The 17203-nt window shown below is 65.1% G+C and carries 19 protein-coding genes; 13 read left to right on the plus strand and 6 right to left on the minus strand.

Annotation, left to right across the window (positions count from 1 at the left end; all coding sequences use genetic code 11):
• Positions 1 to 77: 77 nt before the first annotated feature.
• The 4 genes from ACPPVR_RS17675 to ACPPVR_RS17690 all read left to right on the plus strand — a co-directional run bounded on the left by ACPPVR_RS17675 (position 78) and on the right by ACPPVR_RS17690 (position 4417).
• A complete protein-coding gene (locus ACPPVR_RS17675; protein WP_426615441.1) occupies positions 78 to 1484 on the plus strand; it encodes a DegQ family serine endoprotease in 1407 nt (468 codons plus the stop codon).
• A complete protein-coding gene (locus ACPPVR_RS17680) occupies positions 1481 to 2815 on the plus strand; it encodes a replication-associated recombination protein A (protein WP_426615442.1) in 1335 nt (444 codons plus the stop codon). The genes ACPPVR_RS17675 and ACPPVR_RS17680 overlap by 4 nt, the downstream gene beginning before the upstream one ends.
• 79 nt (positions 2816 to 2894) lie before the next feature.
• Positions 2895 to 3212, plus strand: a complete 318-nt coding sequence (locus ACPPVR_RS17685; RefSeq protein ID WP_426615443.1) for a HigA family addiction module antitoxin — start codon at positions 2895 to 2897, stop codon at positions 3210 to 3212.
• Positions 3209 to 4417 carry an RluA family pseudouridine synthase gene (locus ACPPVR_RS17690; protein WP_426615444.1) on the plus strand — a complete coding sequence of 403 codons (1209 nt, stop codon included), beginning with the start codon at positions 3209 to 3211 and terminating at the stop codon, positions 4415 to 4417. The genes ACPPVR_RS17685 and ACPPVR_RS17690 overlap by 4 nt, the downstream gene beginning before the upstream one ends.
• Positions 4418 to 4499: 82 nt before the next feature.
• Here ACPPVR_RS17690 and ACPPVR_RS17695 read toward each other — a convergent pair whose 3' ends face one another.
• On the minus strand, positions 4500 to 4946 hold the full coding sequence (locus ACPPVR_RS17695; RefSeq protein WP_426615445.1) for a hypothetical protein: 447 nt from the start codon (positions 4944 to 4946) through the stop codon (positions 4500 to 4502).
• Positions 4947 to 5038: 92 nt separating this feature from the next.
• On the opposite strand from ACPPVR_RS17695, the gene ACPPVR_RS17700 reads away from it, so the two are divergent.
• The 5 genes from ACPPVR_RS17700 to ACPPVR_RS17720 all read left to right on the plus strand — a co-directional run bounded on the left by ACPPVR_RS17700 (position 5039) and on the right by ACPPVR_RS17720 (position 9325).
• On the plus strand, positions 5039 to 5818 hold the full coding sequence (locus ACPPVR_RS17700) for an ATP12 family chaperone protein (RefSeq protein WP_426615446.1): 780 nt from the start codon (positions 5039 to 5041) through the stop codon (positions 5816 to 5818).
• 58 nt (positions 5819 to 5876) lie between these two features.
• Complete coding sequence (locus tag ACPPVR_RS17705; RefSeq protein ID WP_426615447.1) at positions 5877 to 7517, plus strand: flagellar hook-length control protein FliK; 1641 nt, start codon at positions 5877 to 5879, stop codon at positions 7515 to 7517.
• Positions 7514 to 7777, plus strand: coding sequence for an EscU/YscU/HrcU family type III secretion system export apparatus switch protein (locus ACPPVR_RS17710; RefSeq protein WP_426615448.1), 264 nt, complete (start codon positions 7514 to 7516; stop codon positions 7775 to 7777). Before ACPPVR_RS17705 ends, ACPPVR_RS17710 begins: the two co-directional genes overlap by 4 nt.
• Before the next feature lie 74 nt (positions 7778 to 7851).
• The gene (locus ACPPVR_RS17715) at positions 7852 to 8670 is read left to right on the plus strand and encodes a penicillin-binding transpeptidase domain-containing protein (protein ID WP_426615449.1); all 819 of its coding nucleotides are present in this window, start codon (positions 7852 to 7854) and stop codon (positions 8668 to 8670) included.
• A gap of 79 nt (positions 8671 to 8749) precedes the next feature.
• The gene (locus tag ACPPVR_RS17720; protein ID WP_426615450.1) at positions 8750 to 9325 is read left to right on the plus strand and encodes a carboxymuconolactone decarboxylase family protein; all 576 of its coding nucleotides are present in this window, start codon (positions 8750 to 8752) and stop codon (positions 9323 to 9325) included.
• A gap of 227 nt (positions 9326 to 9552) precedes the next feature.
• Here the strand turns inward: ACPPVR_RS17720 and ACPPVR_RS17725 are convergent, their stop codons facing one another.
• The 3 genes from ACPPVR_RS17725 to ACPPVR_RS17735 form a co-directional block, all read right to left on the minus strand.
• A complete protein-coding gene (locus tag ACPPVR_RS17725) occupies positions 9553 to 10548 on the minus strand; it encodes a dienelactone hydrolase family protein (RefSeq protein WP_426615451.1) in 996 nt (331 codons plus the stop codon).
• A 78-nt stretch (positions 10549 to 10626) separates the two neighbouring features.
• Positions 10627 to 11217, minus strand: coding sequence for a hypothetical protein (locus tag ACPPVR_RS17730; RefSeq protein ID WP_426615452.1), 591 nt, complete (start codon positions 11215 to 11217; stop codon positions 10627 to 10629).
• A gap of 162 nt (positions 11218 to 11379) precedes the next feature.
• Positions 11380 to 11796 (minus strand): DUF4260 domain-containing protein, encoded by a 417-nt coding sequence (locus tag ACPPVR_RS17735; protein WP_426615453.1) that lies wholly within the window; start codon positions 11794 to 11796, stop codon positions 11380 to 11382.
• A gap of 146 nt (positions 11797 to 11942) precedes the next feature.
• Between ACPPVR_RS17735 and ACPPVR_RS17740 the strand changes: the two genes are divergently transcribed.
• Positions 11943 to 13475, plus strand: a complete 1533-nt coding sequence (locus ACPPVR_RS17740; RefSeq protein WP_426615454.1) for an acyl-CoA carboxylase subunit beta — start codon at positions 11943 to 11945, stop codon at positions 13473 to 13475.
• Between the two features lie 109 nt (positions 13476 to 13584).
• A complete protein-coding gene (locus tag ACPPVR_RS17745; RefSeq protein WP_426616129.1) occupies positions 13585 to 13932 on the plus strand; it encodes a hypothetical protein in 348 nt (115 codons plus the stop codon).
• A 91-nt stretch (positions 13933 to 14023) separates the two neighbouring features.
• Here ACPPVR_RS17745 and ACPPVR_RS17750 read toward each other — a convergent pair whose 3' ends face one another.
• On the minus strand, positions 14024 to 15982 hold the full coding sequence (locus tag ACPPVR_RS17750) for an alpha/beta hydrolase domain-containing protein (RefSeq protein WP_426615455.1): 1959 nt from the start codon (positions 15980 to 15982) through the stop codon (positions 14024 to 14026).
• Positions 15983 to 16086: 104 nt separating this feature from the next.
• Here ACPPVR_RS17750 and ACPPVR_RS17755 point away from each other — a divergent pair, with 104 nt between their 5' ends.
• On the plus strand, positions 16087 to 16401 hold the full coding sequence (locus tag ACPPVR_RS17755; protein ID WP_426615456.1) for a hypothetical protein: 315 nt from the start codon (positions 16087 to 16089) through the stop codon (positions 16399 to 16401).
• Positions 16402 to 16511: 110 nt separating this feature from the next.
• A complete protein-coding gene (locus ACPPVR_RS17760; protein ID WP_426615457.1) occupies positions 16512 to 16811 on the plus strand; it encodes a twin-arginine translocation signal domain-containing protein in 300 nt (99 codons plus the stop codon).
• Between the two features lie 119 nt (positions 16812 to 16930).
• Here the strand turns inward: ACPPVR_RS17760 and ACPPVR_RS17765 are convergent, their stop codons facing one another.
• Positions 16931 to 17170: a GCG_CRPN prefix-to-repeats domain-containing protein gene (locus ACPPVR_RS17765; RefSeq protein WP_426615458.1), complete on the minus strand. Its 240-nt coding sequence runs from the start codon at positions 17168 to 17170 to the stop codon at positions 16931 to 16933.
• Between the last annotated feature and the right edge of the window lie 33 nt (positions 17171 to 17203).

A 17203-nucleotide genomic window follows, 5' to 3' on the forward strand; every position in this document is an offset into this window, starting at 1 on the left:
GCGAATATTGCCGCCCGGCGCCCTTCTATTGGGGGGCGAACGCGCCTATATTCCGGCGTCTTTTCCAAGAGGTAGGAATGTTTCGATCGATCTGGACCGCCGTCGTCACGGCATCGTGCTTAGCCTTATCGGCGAGTCTCAATCCTGCCTCGGCGCAGGACCGGCGCGTCCCGTCGTCGCCGGCGGAGTTGCGGCTCTCTTACGCGCCGATCGTGCAGCGGGTGCAGCCGGCGGTCGTCAACGTCTATGCTGCCAAGGTGGTTCAGAACCGTAATCCGCTGCTGGACGACCCGATCTTCCGCCGCTTCTTCGGCGCGCCGGGCCAGCAGCAGGAGCAGGTGCAGCGGTCGCTCGGTTCGGGCGTGATCGTCGATGCGTCCGGGCTCGTCGTCACCAACGTCCATGTCATCGAGGGCGCGGACCAGGTGAAGGTATCACTGTCGGACAAGCGCGAGTTCGAAGCCGAGATCGTGCTGAAGGATCCCCGCAGCGATCTTGCGGTGCTGCGCCTCAAGGATACCAAAGAGAAGTTTCCGGCTCTCGAATTCACCAATTCGGACGAACTGATGGTCGGCGACGTCGTGATGGCGATCGGTAATCCCTTCGGCGTCGGCCAGACCGTGACCCACGGCATCATTTCGGCGCTCGCGCGCACGCAGGTCGGCATCACCGACTACCAGTTCTTCATCCAGACCGACGCGGCGATCAATCCCGGCAATTCCGGCGGCGCGCTGGTTGACATGAGCGGCAAGCTCGCCGGCATCAACACCGCGATTTATTCACGCTCCGGCGGCTCGCAAGGAATCGGCTTTGCGATTCCCGCCAACATGGTGCGCGTCGTCGTCGCCTCCGCCAAGGGCGGCGGCAAGGCGGTGAAGCGGCCATGGCTCGGCGCAAAGTTGCAGGCGGTGACGCCCGAGATCGCCGAAAGCCTCGGCCTGCGCTCGCCGTCCGGCGCGCTGGTCGCAAGCGTCGTGCCGAACGGACCGGCAGCAAAGGCCGGGCTGAAATCATCCGACCTGATCGTTGCGATCGACGGCCAGACCGTGGATGACCCCAACGCCTTCGACTATCGCTTCGCCACCCGGCCGCTCGGCGGCACCGCGCAGATCGACGTGCAGCGCGGCGGCAAGCCGGTGAAGTTGACGGTGGCACTGGAGACCGCGCCGGATTCGGGCCGCAACGAGCTCGTCATCACCGCGCGCTCGCCGTTCCAGGGTGCGAAGATCTCGAGCATCACCCCGGCGGTTGCCGACGAATTGCATCTCGATGCCGATACCGAAGGCGTCGTCATCACCGACCTCGGTAGCGACTCGCCGGCCGCCAGTGTCGGTTTCCAGAAGGGCGACATCATCCTCGCCGTCAACAATCAGAAGATCGGCAAGACCGACGACCTGGAGAAGGCGGCAAGCGCAAGCCAGCGGCTTTGGCGCATCACGCTGGTGCGCGGCGGCCAGCAGATCAACGTCACGCTGGGCGGATGAGTCCAAAGCGACCACAGGAGACGCCAACTCTCTTTGCCGCGGCGGGGCTCGATCACGAAGCTCCGCATCCGCTGCCGGACCGGCTGCGACCGCGCGCGTTGTCGGAGGTCGTCGGTCAGGATCACATCCTCGGGCCCGACGGCGCGCTGACGCGCATGCTGGAGACGCGCACGCTCGGCTCGCTGGTGTTCTGGGGCCCGCCCGGCACCGGCAAGACCACGGTGGCGCGGCTGCTGGCGGACGCGACCGACCTGCATTTCGAGCAGATATCGGCGGTGTTCTCCGGCGTTGCCGACCTCAAGAAGGCTTTTGAAGCCGCGCGCGCCCGCCGCGAGATGGGCAAGGGCACGCTGCTGTTCGTCGACGAGGTGCATCGCTTCAACCGTGCACAGCAGGATTCGTTTCTGCCGGTGATGGAAGACGGCACAGTCGTGATGGTGGGCGCCACCACCGAGAATCCGTCCTTCGAGCTCAACGCGGCGCTTTTGTCGCGCGCGCGTGTGCTGGTGTTTCATTCGCTCGACGCGACTGCGATCGAAAAACTGTTCGCGCATGCCGAGGCGGTGGAGGGCCGGAAGCTGCCGCTTGATGCCGAGGCGCGGGCGGTGCTGGTGCGCATGGCCGATGGCGACGGCCGGGCGTCACTGACCCTTGTCGAGGAAGTCTGGCGCGCCGCGCGCAAGGACGAGATTTTCGACGCCGTGCAGTTGCAGGATATCCTGCAGCGCCGCGCGCCGATCTACGACAAGTCGGCCGACGGGCATTACAATCTGATCTCGGCGCTGCATAAGTCGGTGCGCGGATCCGATCCCGATGCCGCGCTCTATTATCTCGCACGCATGCTGGACGCTGGCGAAGACCCGCTGTTCCTCGCCCGCCGCGTCGTGCGCATGGCGGTTGAGGACATCGGACTTGCCGATCCGCAGGCCCTCGTCATCGCCAATGCGGCGAAGGACGCCTTCGACTTCCTTGGCCACCCCGAGGGCGAACTCGCCATCGCGCAAGCCGTGGTCTATCTCGCCACAGCGCCGAAATCGAACGCGGTCTACACCGCCTTCGGCGCGGCCATGCAGACCGCAAAGCAGGCCGGCTCGCTGCTGCCGCCAAAGCACATCCTCAATTCCTCGACCAAGCTGATGAAGTCGGAAGGCTACGGCGCAGCTTACGAATACGACCACGACACCACCGATGCCTTCTCCGGCCAGGACTATTTTCCGGAAGCCCTGGGCCGCCAGACCTTCTACGACCCGCCTGAGCGCGGTTTCGAGCGGGAGATCCGGAAGCGGCTGGATTATTGGGCCAAGCTGCGCAAGGAGCGGGGCGGCAAATAGGCGTCCCAAAGCTTTCCACCAGCGTGGATTTACGGTTTACGTAACGCGTAAATCCCGCTACTCCGTTCAAGAAAATACCATGCCCCGCGAGCCCACTCATCCCGGCGAACACCTTGCCGAAGAATTGCGAGAACTCGGCATCACCGCCGCGGAGTTGTCGCGCCAGATCGACGTCCCCGTGAATCGCATCACGGGTATCATCAACGGTCAGCGCGGCGTCACCGCCGATACGGCGTTAAGGCTGGGTCATTGGTTCGGCACCAGCCCGCAATTCTGGATGAACCTGCAACAGCAATATGAGCTGCGGCTAGCGGAGAATGAGGTGGGCGCTCAGGTTGCGTCGCTGCCCCGCCGCGCCAACGCGCAGACGACACGAAAGCTTGGAAAAACCGCATGAGCCGCCGCATCAAGAGAATGAACCCGAAACCCCGCGAGCGTGACGAGCGCAAGGAGGCGCGTCCGTTCAAGGCGCGCGGCGCGAAGGCAGTTGGGCCGCGGCCGGGCGGCAAGCCGCCTGCGAAGCCGCCGCGCTTTGCAGCCGAGCGGCGTGCGCCGAAAGCTGCAATGGAAGAACCGGTTGCGGCAAAGCCCGTCGAGGCCCTGCTGCCGACCAAGGTGGAGACCGTCAAGGTGACGGCCGACGAGAACAACATGCGCGTCGACCGTTTTCTGGAAGCGCGCTTTCCCGGCCTGTCGTTCTCCCACATCCAGCGCGTCGTGCGCAAAGGCGAGCTCCGCGTCGACGGCAAGCGCGTCGACAGCAAAGACCGGCTGGAGGAGGGGCAGAGCGTCCGCATTCCGCCGTTGAAGCTGGATGCGCCGAAGGCGGCGGTCGGCTCCCCGTCGGAAGCCGCGCAGAAGACGCTTCAGGCGCTGAAGGAGATGACGATCTACGAGGACGACGACGTTCTCGTGCTGAACAAGCCCGCCGGCCTCGCCGTGCAGGGCGGCTCGGGCATGACGCGGCACATCGACCAGATGCTGGAGGTGATGCGCGATTCCAAGGGCCAGAAGCCGCGCCTCGTGCACCGCATCGACCGCGAGACGTCGGGCTGTCTGCTGATCGCCAAGACGCGCTTTGCCGCCTCGCATCTGACCGGTGCCTTTCGCTCCCGGTCAGCGCGGAAAACCTATTGGGCGCTGGTGCGGGGTCTGCCGAAGCCGAAGCAGGGCCGCATCTCGACCTTCCTTGCCAAGGAAGAGAGCGAGGACGACACCATCATGCGCATTGCGCAGCATGGTGACGAGGGCGCGAGCCACGCGGTGACCTATTACGCGGTGGTCGAGACCGCCGGCAACAAGCTGACCTGGGTGTCGCTCAAGCCGGTGACGGGCCGCACCCATCAGCTCCGCGCGCACATGGAACATATCGGCCATCCCATCGTCGGCGATCCCAAATATTTCAACATCGAGAATTGGCAGCTGCCGGGCGGCCTGCAAAACCGGCTACATCTCCTGGCGCGCCGCATCGTGATCCCGCATCCGCGCGGCGGCGTGATCGACGCCACCGCGCCTTTGCCGCAGCACATGCAGCAGTCGTGGAATCTGCTCGGATTGGACGCAACCAGATTTGATCCGATCGAGAACGCGCCGGAAGAGTAGGGCTGAGGCCCCGTTACTAGCCCCGTCATTGCTTCGCTGCGCCCGCAATGACGGTGAGGAGGCAGATGTGGCCAGCGTCCCCTCAATTCCGAAACTGCTCCAAAAACATCCGCAAGCTGTCATGCGGGCTCTCGATGTCCGTGATCAGCCATCCTTCCGGACCGTTGACCAGGATGAAGTTCAGCGTTACCCGGCGGCCGTGATTGTCGAAATTCGCCGCGACATAGGTCTTGTCGTATTGTTTGCGAACAACCGCGATCGCGACCGGGCCGAGCTTCCAGCTTGGACTCTGCACCAGGAAATCATAAGGCTCGGTCCGCGGTGTGGACCACACCTTGCGCAGGCCGGGGTCGAAGAACTGCCGGGCGGTCGCGGCGTCCCGCGGCAGGCCTTTGGACAGTTCCGGCGCGCCCTCGCCGTAATAGGCGTAGGCGTTGCGGACCAGCGATTCCGGGGTCCGGAAGCCGGCCTCCGCCGCGGCCAGCCAAAACCCGGCGAACAGGGCCACAATGCCCGCAAGTTCCCTCATCTCCGCCGCTCGCTTTATCGGCTGCAAGTCTTGGCATAAAACGGTCTTAGCTTAAAAGCCTAGCATTCAGCTGCGGAGACCGAAAACTCAAGATGCGCGAATTGTTCGACGAGATGGCGGGGAAGTCCCCGCTCGATCCGCAAGAGGCGGTCCGCCAGGCCGCGCGCAAGCCGCAGCGCAAGCGCTTCTACAAGGAGGCGGGCGTCGCCGAGGCCGAGGGCGGTTTTGCCATCACGCTCGACGGCAAGCCGATCCGCACGCCCTCCAGCCGCCATGTTGTGATCCCCTCGCGGGCGCTCGCTGACGCCGTGGCTGCGGAATGGGCGGCCCAAGGGGAGACGATCAACCCCCTGAGCATGCCGCTGACGCGGATCGCCAACAGCGTGGTCGAGGGCGTCATCGACCGCGTCGATCTCGTCACCGACGACCTCGCAAAATACTTCCAGTCCGACCTGCTGTTCTATCGCGCCGGCCATCCCGAGGGGCTGGTCGCCCGCGAGGCCGAACATTGGGATCCCGTGCTGTTCTGGGCCGCCGAGACGCTGGGAGCGCATTTCATCCTGTCCGAGGGTGTCATGCATGTGACGCAGCCGGACGAGGCCATTCAAGCCGCGCGCGCGGCGTTGCCTGATGATCCCTGGTCAGTGGCAGCCCTGCATGTGATCACGACCCTGACCGGCTCGGCACTGCTCGCGCTGGCCCTGGCCCACGGGGCGCGCGATGCCGGCCAGATCTGGGCCGCGGCGTATGTCGACGAGGACTGGAACGCCGAGAAATGGGGCGTGGACGAGGAGTCCGCCGCCCGCCGGGCCGCCCGCGTGCGGGATTTCGAGGCCGCCGTGACGGTGCTAGAAGCGGCCAAAGGTCCTTAACGAGAGGTTTACGAGGCAGGCGTTAGGGTGGGGCTAGCGTTCCCCGGGCCGCCTCAAGATGCCGACGCCGATCAGTTCCATTGCTCCCGTCAGTGCCACCGGCACGGTCGCCGCTGCGGCGACGCCGGAGCTTGCGCTTCAGGCCGGCAGCGTCGTCGACGCCAAGGTCGTGAGCGTGCTCGCCGACAATCTGGTGCGGATTGCGATCGCCAACCTCTCGATGGACGTCATGTCGGAGGTGGCGCTGTCGCCGGGGCAGAATCTCCAGCTAGCGGTATCGCAGAACGACGGCACCGTCCGCCTCGCAATCGTCAACGGGGCAGGCGAGGCGACGGCCGATCAGGTCACGCTGACGCCGACGGCCGCCTCGCTGGTGGACAGCCCAGCGCTTGCGCCATCCGCGACCGCCGCACGCAATCCCCTGACGCCGACCGAGCAGGTCGCCGTGACCGCGGCCTCGGCTGAGGCTGTGACCAAGCAGGGCAGCCAGGCATTTCTCTTTTCCAATTTGGCCGCGGTCGTGACCGGCAGCGATCTGCCGGCTGGATTGAAACAAGCGGTGCTGGACGTGCTGGCGCAGCAGACGCCGCTCAACACGCAGCTTGACGGCGCGGACATCGAGTCCGCCTTCCAGAAATCCGGGCTGTTTCTCGAGGCCTCACTGGCCGCAGGTGCGACGGCATCCTCGGGTGCCATACCGGATTTGAAAGCGGCGCTGCTCGTGCTGCGTCAGACGCTGGCCGCGACTTCCGGCACGCTCGATACCGGCTTGCCGCAAGCGCTGTCGCAAGGCACCGCGCTGCCGATGAGCACTGCGGCCACGCCGCAGACCGCAGCGTCGGCACTTCAGGTGGCGGCCGAAGCTGCGCAGGCGGCGTTGCTATCGCCCGATGCGGACATAGCCCAACCGACGCAATTGCCGCGCGGCGCTGCGATTGCAGCCGCCGTGCTGGCGGAGTTGGCGGGTGAAGCTCCGCAGGCGGCGATGCCGCGAACGATGAGCGCTGGCCTTGCCGCGAGCCTGCTGCAAGAGGTCACGCAAAACCTGTCGCGCATGACGGGCAACGTGCCCGGCTCGAACAAGGCCGTCCCCGATGGCCATGTCTTCGACGCGCCCGCGCGCACGACCACGCCGCCGCCGGTCCGCGGTGCGCTGCCGTCGCCGCAATCCGTCGCCTCGCCGTCGCTCGCGCCGGATACGCCGCTGGCTACGACCGTGCATCGCCTGCTCGACGACACCGATGCCGCGATCGCGCGGCAGACCTTGTTGCAGGTCGCCTCGCTCCCCGACCGCGTCGATGCCAGCGGCCATCGCGTCGATCCGAGCGTGCCGCAGTGGAATTTCGAAATTCCCTTCGCAACCCCGCAGGGCACGGCGATGGCGCAGTTCGAGATCTCGCGCGATGGCGGCAACGAATCCGCCGATCCCGCCAAACGCGCCTGGCGCGCGCGCTTCTCGCTTAATGTCGAGCCGACCGGCCCCGTGCATGCGCTGATCACGCTCAACGGCGACAAGACTTTTGTGCGGATGTGGGCCGAGCGGCCGGCGACAGCGCAGCAGCTCCGCGCCGGCGTCAGTGAGCTCAGCCAGGCGATGACGAAGGCCGACCTCAAGCCGGGTGACATCGTGGTCCGCGACGGCACGCCGCCGCAGCCGGCACCGGCCCGCGCCGGCCATTTTCTGGATCGTGCAACATGAGCGACCAATCCAAGCTCGCAATTGCGTTGCATTACGAGAAAGGCAGCGGCGCCCCGGTCGTGGTCGCCAAGGGCAGGGGCACGATCGGCGCCAAGATCGTCGAGATCGCAAAAGCCCACGACATCCCGATCGAGGAGAACGAGGTTTTGGCCGGCGCGCTCTCCAAGGTCGAGCTCGGCGAGGAGATCCCACCGGATCTCTACAAGGCGGTCGCCGAAGTGCTTGTGTTCATTCTGCGGCTGTCGGGCCGAGGGCGCTGACGCGCTGTCCATCGTTTCACCACGATAGCGGCTGAATGGTCGCATAGCCTTTCTCAACTCGACGGACGTTTCGCTTGCTGACCCGCCGTTCCACCCTCGGCCTTCTCGCCGCGACTGCGATCCTGCCGCAGCGAGCGTTCGCCCATGTCGCGCCGCCACGCAACGAGATCCGCGAGGGTCTGGCACAACGCTTCGCTGACCTCGCCACGGCCGGCACCTTCGTCGGTTACAAGGTCGACGACTATCTGATCGTCGCCAGCGACCGGGAGCGTTCGGGCGAAGGCAAGCTGCCGGCCTCGACATACAAGATCCCGAACTCGCTGATCGCGCTTGAGACCGGCGTCGTCGCCGATCCTGACAAGGACGTGTTTCCCTGGGACGGCGTCAAGCGTCCGATCGAGGCCTGGAACAAGGACCACACGCTGCGCAGCGCGATCGCTGTCAGCGCGGTGCCGGTCTATCAGGAGATCGCGCGGCGCATCGGCCAGGAGCGCATGCAGAGATACGTTGATCTCCTCGACTATGGCAATCGCGACATCGGCGGCGGTATCGACCAGTTCTGGCTGACGGGAAATCTGCGTATCGATCCGATCGAGCAGATCGATTTCGTCGACCGGCTGCGCCGCCGCGCGCTGCCGATTTCCAAGCGCAGCCAGGATCTGGTGGCCGACATCCTGCCGGTGACCAAGGTCGGCGATGGCGTCATCCGCGCCAAGTCCGGACTCCTTGGCGCCGAGCGCGGCGCGCCGTCGCTGGGCTGGATGGTCGGCTGGGCCGAGAAGGGCGAGGCGCACACCGTGTTCGCGCTCAATATGGATTGCACCGATTCGCGTCTCGTCGGCGAGCGCATGCCGCTGACGCAAGCCTGCCTTGCCGATATCGGCGCGATCTAGCGCCACGTCGCTGGCGCGCGCGGCGCCGCTCAATTAGCATTCTCCCGACCAAGCAAGAACAAAGGTCGGGAGAAAACGAATGAACTCAACGCCGCTCTGGCTGTCATCGCTTACGCTTGCCGTAGCTAGCGGTTGGCTCGCCGCCACGATGTTTGCAGCACCCGCCACCAGCAAGGAGCCGCGGTTTCCGCAGCTCACCATGGATCAGCTCGACGCCAAGCAGAGGCCGCTCGGCGAGCAGATCATGAAGGTGTCGAGCGTCGGCATCGGCGGACCCTATAATCCGATGATCCGCAGCCCCGTGCTCGGCCAGCGCCTGTTTGATTTGTTCTATTATCTGCGCTGGGAGACCTCGGTTCCCACAAAACTCAACGAGTTCGCGATCATCATCATCGGGCGGCAATGGCGCTCGCAGGTGGAGTGGTTCGCGCACGCGCCGCTGGCGGCCAAGGCGGGCCTGTCGCCTGATATCATCGCGGAGCTGAAGGCGAACAAGCGGCCGTCGAACATGGCGGAGGACGAGGCCGTGGTCTACGACTTCGTCACCGAGCTCTCGACGACCAAGAAGGTCTCCGACGAGACCTACGCGCGCGCCAAGAAGGTGTTCAACGATCAGCAGATCGTCGATCTCACGGCGGTGTCCGCAACTATGTGATGGTCGCGATGCTGCTCGCCATGGCCGAGGAGACCACGCCGCCGGACAAGCAGGAGCCGTTTAAGGCGGGTGAGCCGTAGGACTCGTCATTGCGAGCGCGCCTCTCTCCACGCGTCATTGCGAGCGTAGCGAAGCAATCCAGAGTGCCTCCGCGGAAAGATTCTGGATTGCTTCGCTACGCTCGCAATGACGGAGTATGTGGCGCCGACGTCGGCTCTCACCAGCGCCTAACCCAGTTTGAACAGCGCCTGCAGGAAATCCACCACGGCCTTGCGGGACTCGGCTGCCGTCGTTGGATTGCCGCCGACATGCGGGTCGAGCTCGATGCAGACGTCCTTGTAGGTGAACGGCGCCTGCGTGTCGGCGTTCATCAGTACGCCGCCGTCACCTTCCTTGATGTGGCAGTTGCGCGCGGTCTGGGCGCCGGTGGAAACGGTGACCGTGTTGACGCCGAGCAGGCCGCTGTCGAAGCCGTGCGCGCTGTCGGGGTATTCGGTCAGCACCACGTCGCGCTTGGCTTCCTTGAGCCGCTCGACGAAGGCCTTGCAGCTCTTCACGGGATTGTAGTCGTCCGGCGTGCCGTGGAAGATCCGGATCGGACGCGCCGCGATCTCGGTGTCGGTCTGATAGGTCGTCGAGCAATCCGGATAGAAGGGGATGTAGGCCGCGAACTGGACGCCTGACTTGTTCCAGAGCTTGTTGAAGCGGTCGAGGCTCGCATAGAGCGCGGCCTGTCCGCCACGCGAAAAGCCCATCAGCACGATGCGATCCGGGTCGACGCGGGGATGCTTCGCCAAAATGTCCAGCGAGCGGTAGATGTCGACGATCAGGTTGAGCCGGCCGAGCAGGGCCTGGTTCGGCCCGACCACCGTCAGCCCGCGGCCGGTAAAGCCATCGATCACGAAGGTCGAGATGCCCATCGCGTTGAATTCATGCACCCAGGCCTCGGTGGTGGCGCCGACGCCGCTCGAGCCGTGCATCAGCACCACGACCGGAAGTTTGCCATTGCCTTGCGCGACGCGGAATTCGCCCGCGACCGTCACCGGCTTGCCGGCGGCTGCGTCGCCGCTCAGGAATTGCTGGTCGGAGAGGGTGAGCGAGGGGATCGGGAAGATCTCGGTCCTGACAGCGGCTTCCTTGGGGAGGGATTGCGCATTGGCGCCAAGGCCTGCGAATAGAGTTGAGATGCAAAGCGCCATGGCGACGCGGAATGCCGTTGGCATCGGATCCTCCCTTGTGATTTTGGCTGAGTAGAACAACCGGCCCGCACGCTGTCAATTTGGCGCGCGTCGGTCTGAGGCTTAACAGGCCGGCTTCTTCGCCGTCATCGCCTGGTCAATGGCAAAACCGCCGATCTCGCTCATCGCCTGCGAGATTACGTCGCCCTTCCGCTCAAAGCCGTTGGAGAGATAGTCGAACTGTGTTCGCGCCAGCCGCAGCACCTCGATCGGCACTGCCACCAGGGTCTCGTTGAAACTGTCGACGGAGGCGCGCAAGCCGTCGAGCTCGGTGGTGAGCTTGCCGATATGGCCTTCCGCGTCCTGCATCAGGCCGAGCAGCTTGTCGCGCTCGGCATCGAATGCGGCGCGTTCGGCCGCTGCGGCCGCAGTCACCTCTGCAAGCTGCGCCCGCAGCGCCTCGATCTGGCTGACCATGGCATCGGAGGCGTGCTCGGCAGCTTGCTGCCGCTCGGCGTTGCGCGTACTCTCTTCCTGCGTCTGGTGATAGAGCCGCTCGGCCGTCATCGCCCGCTGCTTGAGCGACTCGATCAGGGCGGCTGCGCGCAGCAGCATCTCGCCGTTACGCCCCGACACCATGCTGGCCATCCGCCGCAGGAAGGCGGTGGTCTCGGACGATGAGTTCGGCGGCAGGGGGACGACCGTGGCGGACATGAATGATGCTTGTAGCCAGACGTGTTGACCGCCGCCGTACCGACTGAGCTCACGCAACATTCGGCGCCAGATCGAAGGCAGAGCAAGCCTGAATCGGCTGCTTCGGTCAACCGGCGCGGGACGACAAAATGGCGGCCATCCCGTCGCCAAAGCGTGCGGAGATCAGGCGCCCTTCTGCCGGCCGATCCGGCCGAGATGGGTGAAGCCGAAGCCGGCCGAATATTTCAGGCCATAGCCGAGGGTCCGGTCGAACCCGATATGGGCGAGCCAGATCAAGGCGATGGACAGGGTCAAGGGTGAGGCGAAGCCGAAGCCCAGTGTCATCAGCGTCATCGGTGCCATGTAGCTGTGGGCGGCGTTGTAGATCATCGCCCCGAACCGCGCGTCCGACAAATAGCCCAAAAAGCTGAGATCCGGGACCAGGAAGAGCACGGCGTAAAGCAGCCACGAGCCGCCCCAGGCCGCATATAGCGCCGTCATGCCGATGAACAGGGTCAGCCCTTCCAGCCGCAGCAGGAGCTTGACGCCACCGGTCGCCGCGCCGGTCTCGTGCCTGGGCTCATCCGTGGCCTCATCCATGGTCGTCTCCCCAGGCAATACTTTGTAATCGCTGACGGTTTTTCGCACGGGCAAGGCAGCCCTGCGAGGCCGAAAGGCGCTTCCCGGCCCGCAAAATGCCGTGTTAGAACGCCCATCACTTAAGGCTTAAGACCTGGCGGGAGCAAATGAAGAATATTTTGGACGCCCTTGAAGACCGTCGTGCCGGCGCAAAGCTCGGCGGCGGCGAGAAGCGCATCGAGGCGCAGCATGCCCGCGGCAAGCTGACCGCGCGCGAGCGTATCGAGCTGCTGCTCGACAAGGGATCGTTCGAGGAATTCGACATGTTCGTCGAGCATCGCTCCACCGAGTTCGGCATGGAGAAGAACAAGGTGCCGGGCGACGGCGTCGTCACCGGCTGGGGCACCGTCAACGGCCGCAAGACGTTTGTGTTCGCCAAGGATTTCACCGTGTTCGGCGGCTCGCTGTCCGAGACCCACGCGCTGAAGATCACAAAACTCCAGGACATGGCGATGAAGGCGAGGGCGCCCATCATCGGCCTCTATGACGCGGGCGGCGCCCGCATCCAGGAAGGCGTCGCCGCGCTCGCCGGCTATTCCTACGTGTTCCGCCGCAACGTGCTCGCCTCGGGCGTGATCCCGCAGATCTCCGTTATCATGGGCCCCTGCGCCGGCGGCGACGTCTATTCGCCCGCCATGACCGACTTCATCTTCATGGTGAAGAATACCAGCTACATGTTCGTCACCGGCCCCGACGTGGTGAAGACCGTGACCAACGAGGTGGTCACCGCCGAGGAGCTCGGCGGCGCCTCGGTGCACGCCACGCGCTCCTCGATCGCGGATGGCGCCTTCGAGAACGATGTCGAGACGCTCTTGCAGATGCGGCGCCTGATCGACTTCCTGCCGTCCAACAACACCGACGGCGTGCCGGAATGGCCGAGCTTTGACGACATCGGCCGACTCGACATGTCCCTGGACACGCTGATCCCCGACAATCCGAACAAGCCCTACGACATGAAGGAATTGATCCTGAAGGTCGTGGACGAGGGCGACTTCTTCGAGATCGCGGACTCCTTCGCCAAGAACATCGTCACCGGCTTCGGCCGCATCGCGGGCCGCACCGTCGGCTTCGTCGCCAACCAGCCGATGGTGCTGGCCGGCGTGCTCGACAGCGATGCCTCGCGCAAGGCCGCGCGCTTCGTTCGTTTTTGCGATGCCTTCAACATCCCGATCGTCACTTTCGTCGACGTGCCGGGCTTCCTACCCGGCACCGCGCAGGAATATGGCGGCCTGATCAAGCACGGCGCCAAGCTCCTGTTCGCCTATTCGCAGTCCACCGTACCGCTGGTGACCATCATCACCCGCAAGGCTTATGGCGGCGCCTTCGACGTCATGGCGTCCAAGGAAATCGGCGCCGACATGAACTACGCTTGGCCGACTGCCCAGATCGCCGTGATGGGCGCCAAGGGCGCGGTCGAGATCATCTTCCGCAGTGACATCGGCGACCCCGACAAGATCGCCGCCCGAACCAAGGAATACGAAGACCGCTTCCTGTCCCCGTTCATCGCCGCCGAACGCGGCTACATCGACGACGTCATCATGCCCCACTCGACCCGGAAGCGGATCGCTCGGGCGCTGTCGATGCTGAAGGACAAGAAGGTGGAAACGCCGGCGAAGAAGCACGACAATTTGCCGTTGTAGCGAGAAGCGTAGGGTGGGTTAGGCGAAGCCGGAACCCACCGGCCGAACCATCCGCGCGAAGACCTCGGTGGGCTACGCTAACCCACCCTACGGGCTCGATCTCAATCCCATGACCGATGACGCCTCGACCGACGCGATTTCAGACATCGAAGCCCGGATCGAGGCGCTCGCCGAGATCGCCGAGCGGTGCCGGAAGTACATCCTAGCATCCAAGATCGCGATCGGCAGCGGCGCTGCGCTGCTGTTGGTCTCGATCCTTGGCTTCTTCGGGACAGGTCAGACCGCGGCGCTTGGATCAATCGCTCTCGTGCTGGGCGGAATTGTTTCGCTCGGCTCGAACATCAGCACGTTGCGGCAGACGGATGACGCTATCCAGGCCGCCGAGGCGCTTCGTGCGCGACTGATCAGTCAGATCGATCTTCGGCTGGTCGCTGATGCGCCGATGAAGTTGGTGTGAGGCGCTTGCCGCGGGAAGGCGGCGGATTGCGCTTCCGCCTTCGCTCTCCGAGCTTCGGCTGACAAATCGCTAATCCGCCTTACGGTAACGCTCACTGTCCGAGCTTCGCCAACTTTCCCTGCTTCGCCGCCTCAACCGCACGCTCCGCATCCTCCGGCAACAGTATCCGCTCCGCCACTTGCCTTGCCGCCTCACGCCGGACCGCGGCGACATACGCCCCGTCATCCGCATATCGCTCCGCGATCGACAGACGCGGATCGCGCACTTCCTTCCGTGCGGCCTCTGTCGGTGCGAACGGCACGACCGCGCCTTGCAGCGGATAGAGCGCCGTCGGCCCAAATCCCTGCGCGCGCGGATTCCAGGCGGTGTAGGTTGCGCGCGGCACGGCGAGCGCAAGCTGGCGGATGCCGGCGATCGCCATGCCGTCGTCGTCCGCCTTCGGCACGAACACGGGATAACGGCCGATCTCCTTGGGCGGCAGCACGCTCTGGTCGGAGAAGGCGGCAAGCGTGTGGATGCCGGCGTAGGGCAGGCCGGGAATGTCCGTCGGCACTGCGCCTTGCGCTGATACCAGCGTGCCATGCGCGCGCATGGGGACGCGGCTTGCAGGCGGCTTGGTGCCGTCGCTGATCCAGGCGTTGAGGTCGGTCAGGAGCGCGCGCATCGGCATGCCCGCATGCATCGGGTTTTGCGGCAGCGACATCGCCGGCAGCGTCTTGCGCATGACGTCGGCGGCTTCCGCGAAATGCGGCGTGCCTGCGATCATGTAGGCGCGGACATTGTCGGGGAGGTCGAGGTGGTTGCCGGCAAGATCAGTCACCAGCAGCGAGGCGTGCGAGGCCCACCATTCGTGCTCGCTGTCCGTCTGCATCACCTTGGGGCAGGTGACCGACAGCGAACAACGGCGCAGCACGCCGTCGGTCTTGCCGGAATAAGGATCGCTGAGGCTCGCATAGGTGAAGGGGAAGAGATCGGCCTGCCACGCCGGATCCTGGAGATGGCGCGGGTTGCGGCCGGGCTGGCCGAAGCGGACGTTGGTCGCCATCCGCCGCGTGCCGGCGACATGCGGCATCAGGCCGTCGAACACCATGCGGCCGGAGAGGTCTTCGTTGAAACCGAGATAGAGGTAGTCGCGCAGGAAGCGGCCGGATTGCGAGACGCCGAAGCCGATGGCGCGGCTGACCGACGGATGCAGGCCAGAGAGCAGCGGGTTCGCCGGCGTCTCGTCGTGGCGGAGGAAGCTGACGACGTCGCGCACTGCGGCATAGCCCATGCCGAGCGGAACCGGATCGCGCGCGGTGTAGGTTAGCTCAAAGAGCGCGCCGGCATCGAAGCCGTCGGGCCGGGTGATCTCGACCGTGGTGGGATCAATGAGCTTCGCCGCGAGCCCGGACGGGGTCTGTCGCGGATCGGCCCAGGCGGCGCGCACGGTGACGTTGAGATTGGCGGCGTCCGCAGCAGGCCACGTCAGCGTCGCGCGCGCGGGGCTTGTGGTGTTGTCGAACACGAATTCTTCGCGCGCCGGTCCTGTGACGCCCTTGAGCACCGGCGCGGCCATCGCAAGCTGGCCGGGCTTGGAGGGGATATCGCCCTGCCAGCCGACCCAGACCATCGTGTAGCCTTGCCGGTGCAGGAAACCGATGCCGGAATCCTCGGCCTTATCAGCGTTGTTGGCGCCCGGCTGGGCGGAATCGTCGAACAGTTGCGGCGCCAGCTTGCGGCCGCGATTGGGCACTTCCAGCAGCAGCGTGCCATTGCCATGGCTGGCATCGCTGGGCCGCAGGATGACGACGTCGGCGGTGGCCTCGACCTTGCCGTCGGCATTGCGCGGGGCGAGCGCGAGATCGGTGATGACGGCGTTGCGATCGTCGGACGGGTTGAGTGCGAAGGTCGCGCGCGCGGTGATGCGTTCATAAGCGCCGACATCGCCGAAGCTGCGTCCGGCGAAGGCCGGCACGCACTCCAGGATGTCGAAGCGGACGATCTCGGCGCGCAAGGTGATGGGCCACAGCGAGGCAATCGCAACGAGGCCCGTGATGATCCTGCGCATGGCCGGTCCTTCCCTGTTTGCGCGATCACGAAGTTCCGTCGCGCTGGTTTTTGTTGCGGCCACTATAACCGGCTATGCTGGCGCCAAACAACAGGAGGAAATTCATGCCTGCCGCCTTCTTCGTCGTCCGCGCCATCATCACCGATGCCAGCAAGCGCGCCGCCTTCGATAAATGGTACGAGACCGAGCACGTGCCCGACGCGGTGAAGGCGTTTGGCGCGAGCAAAGCCTGGCGGTTCTGGAGCCTGGATGATCCCTCGCTGCACCAGGCGATGTATCAGTTCGATGACGAGGCCAAGTTGGCTGCGATGCTGAAGGGAGACGCGCTGCACAAGCTCGTCGCCGATTTCAACCGTGACTGGCCCGAGGTGAAACGCTCGCGCGAGACGCTGGTGCTGGCGCAGGAATTTGGGGCGTAGCCTCCTGTCAGCTTTGCAATGAACCTGAACGCGCGATTCACCCGCAGTTCATCTCGCGCGCCCGACACTTCGCTCCGCATCATGAAACGCTTGCCTGAGAGGAAGATGTCATGGAACGCCGCAATTTTCTGAAACTCGCCATCGGAGCCGCGGCTGGCGCGGCCGCATTCACAGCTGCCGCGCAGGCCGCGCCGCTCGCGCCGCAGTCGCTCGGTGATCCCGCCCGCATGCCGCAAGGCAATCCGGACGCGCTTCCCGCCGTCACAACCAGCGAAGAAGTCGGGCAGCTCAAGCCCGAGCAGGTGCATTGGCGTGGCCACGGCCATTGGCATCACCGGCACTGGGGCTGGCGGCACCGCCATTGGGGCTGGCGTCGTCGCTGGCGTCGCCACCACTGGCGTCACTGGTAGCCGCATTCGAAACGAAAAAGGGGATCGCGATTGCGATCCCCTTTTAATTTGTGTGGCGCGTCTCAAATAAAATAGCCGCGCGGGCTGATCCCACACGGCCATTTCGCAAGTGCAAAAGATCAGAACGGACGGCAGCGGCCGGCGTACCAGCGGAAGCCATAGGGGCACACGCGCGGACGCACCACGACGACCGGTGCGGCAGGCTCGACCACGACGACCGGACCACGGGCCGCCATCGGGCGGCAGCCGCCATAGGGACCACGGTACCAGCCCGGGCCGCAACCACCGGCGGCGCTGGCCGCCTCGCTGAAACCAACGACTGCGCTGGCGAGCATCACGGCGGCGAACAGATATTTCATTATGGTCTTCCTTCTCGTCCTCGGGGGCGGGTT

The organism is Bradyrhizobium sp. McL0616 (assembly GCF_049993385.1).
GTDB lineage: Bacteria > Pseudomonadota > Alphaproteobacteria > Rhizobiales > Xanthobacteraceae > Bradyrhizobium.

Bases quoted from the DNA above. Each gene is read 5' to 3' on its own strand.
- ACPPVR_RS17675 (WP_426615441.1), top strand. From the start codon at position 78: ATGTTTCGATCGATCTGGACCGCCGTCGTCACGGCATCGTGCTTAGCC.
- ACPPVR_RS17680 (WP_426615442.1), top strand. From the start codon at position 1,481: ATGAGTCCAAAGCGACCACAGGAGACGCCAACTCTCTTTGCCGCGGCG.
- ACPPVR_RS17685 (WP_426615443.1), top strand. From the start codon at position 2,895: ATGCCCCGCGAGCCCACTCATCCCGGCGAACACCTTGCCGAAGAATTG.
- ACPPVR_RS17690 (WP_426615444.1), top strand. From the start codon at position 3,209: ATGAGCCGCCGCATCAAGAGAATGAACCCGAAACCCCGCGAGCGTGAC.
- ACPPVR_RS17695 (WP_426615445.1), bottom strand. From the start codon at position 4,946: ATGAGGGAACTTGCGGGCATTGTGGCCCTGTTCGCCGGGTTTTGGCTG.
- ACPPVR_RS17700 (WP_426615446.1), top strand. From the start codon at position 5,039: ATGCGCGAATTGTTCGACGAGATGGCGGGGAAGTCCCCGCTCGATCCG.
- ACPPVR_RS17705 (WP_426615447.1), top strand. From the start codon at position 5,877: ATGCCGACGCCGATCAGTTCCATTGCTCCCGTCAGTGCCACCGGCACG.
- ACPPVR_RS17710 (WP_426615448.1), top strand. From the start codon at position 7,514: ATGAGCGACCAATCCAAGCTCGCAATTGCGTTGCATTACGAGAAAGGC.
- ACPPVR_RS17720 (WP_426615450.1), top strand. From the start codon at position 8,750: ATGAACTCAACGCCGCTCTGGCTGTCATCGCTTACGCTTGCCGTAGCT.
- ACPPVR_RS17725 (WP_426615451.1), bottom strand. From the start codon at position 10,548: ATGCCAACGGCATTCCGCGTCGCCATGGCGCTTTGCATCTCAACTCTA.
- ACPPVR_RS17730 (WP_426615452.1), bottom strand. From the start codon at position 11,217: ATGTCCGCCACGGTCGTCCCCCTGCCGCCGAACTCATCGTCCGAGACC.
- ACPPVR_RS17735 (WP_426615453.1), bottom strand. From the start codon at position 11,796: ATGGATGAGGCCACGGATGAGCCCAGGCACGAGACCGGCGCGGCGACC.
- ACPPVR_RS17740 (WP_426615454.1), top strand. From the start codon at position 11,943: ATGAAGAATATTTTGGACGCCCTTGAAGACCGTCGTGCCGGCGCAAAG.
- ACPPVR_RS17745 (WP_426616129.1), top strand. From the start codon at position 13,585: ATGACCGATGACGCCTCGACCGACGCGATTTCAGACATCGAAGCCCGG.
- ACPPVR_RS17750 (WP_426615455.1), bottom strand. From the start codon at position 15,982: ATGCGCAGGATCATCACGGGCCTCGTTGCGATTGCCTCGCTGTGGCCC.
- ACPPVR_RS17755 (WP_426615456.1), top strand. From the start codon at position 16,087: ATGCCTGCCGCCTTCTTCGTCGTCCGCGCCATCATCACCGATGCCAGC.
- ACPPVR_RS17760 (WP_426615457.1), top strand. From the start codon at position 16,512: ATGGAACGCCGCAATTTTCTGAAACTCGCCATCGGAGCCGCGGCTGGC.
- ACPPVR_RS17765 (WP_426615458.1), bottom strand. From the start codon at position 17,170: ATGAAATATCTGTTCGCCGCCGTGATGCTCGCCAGCGCAGTCGTTGGT.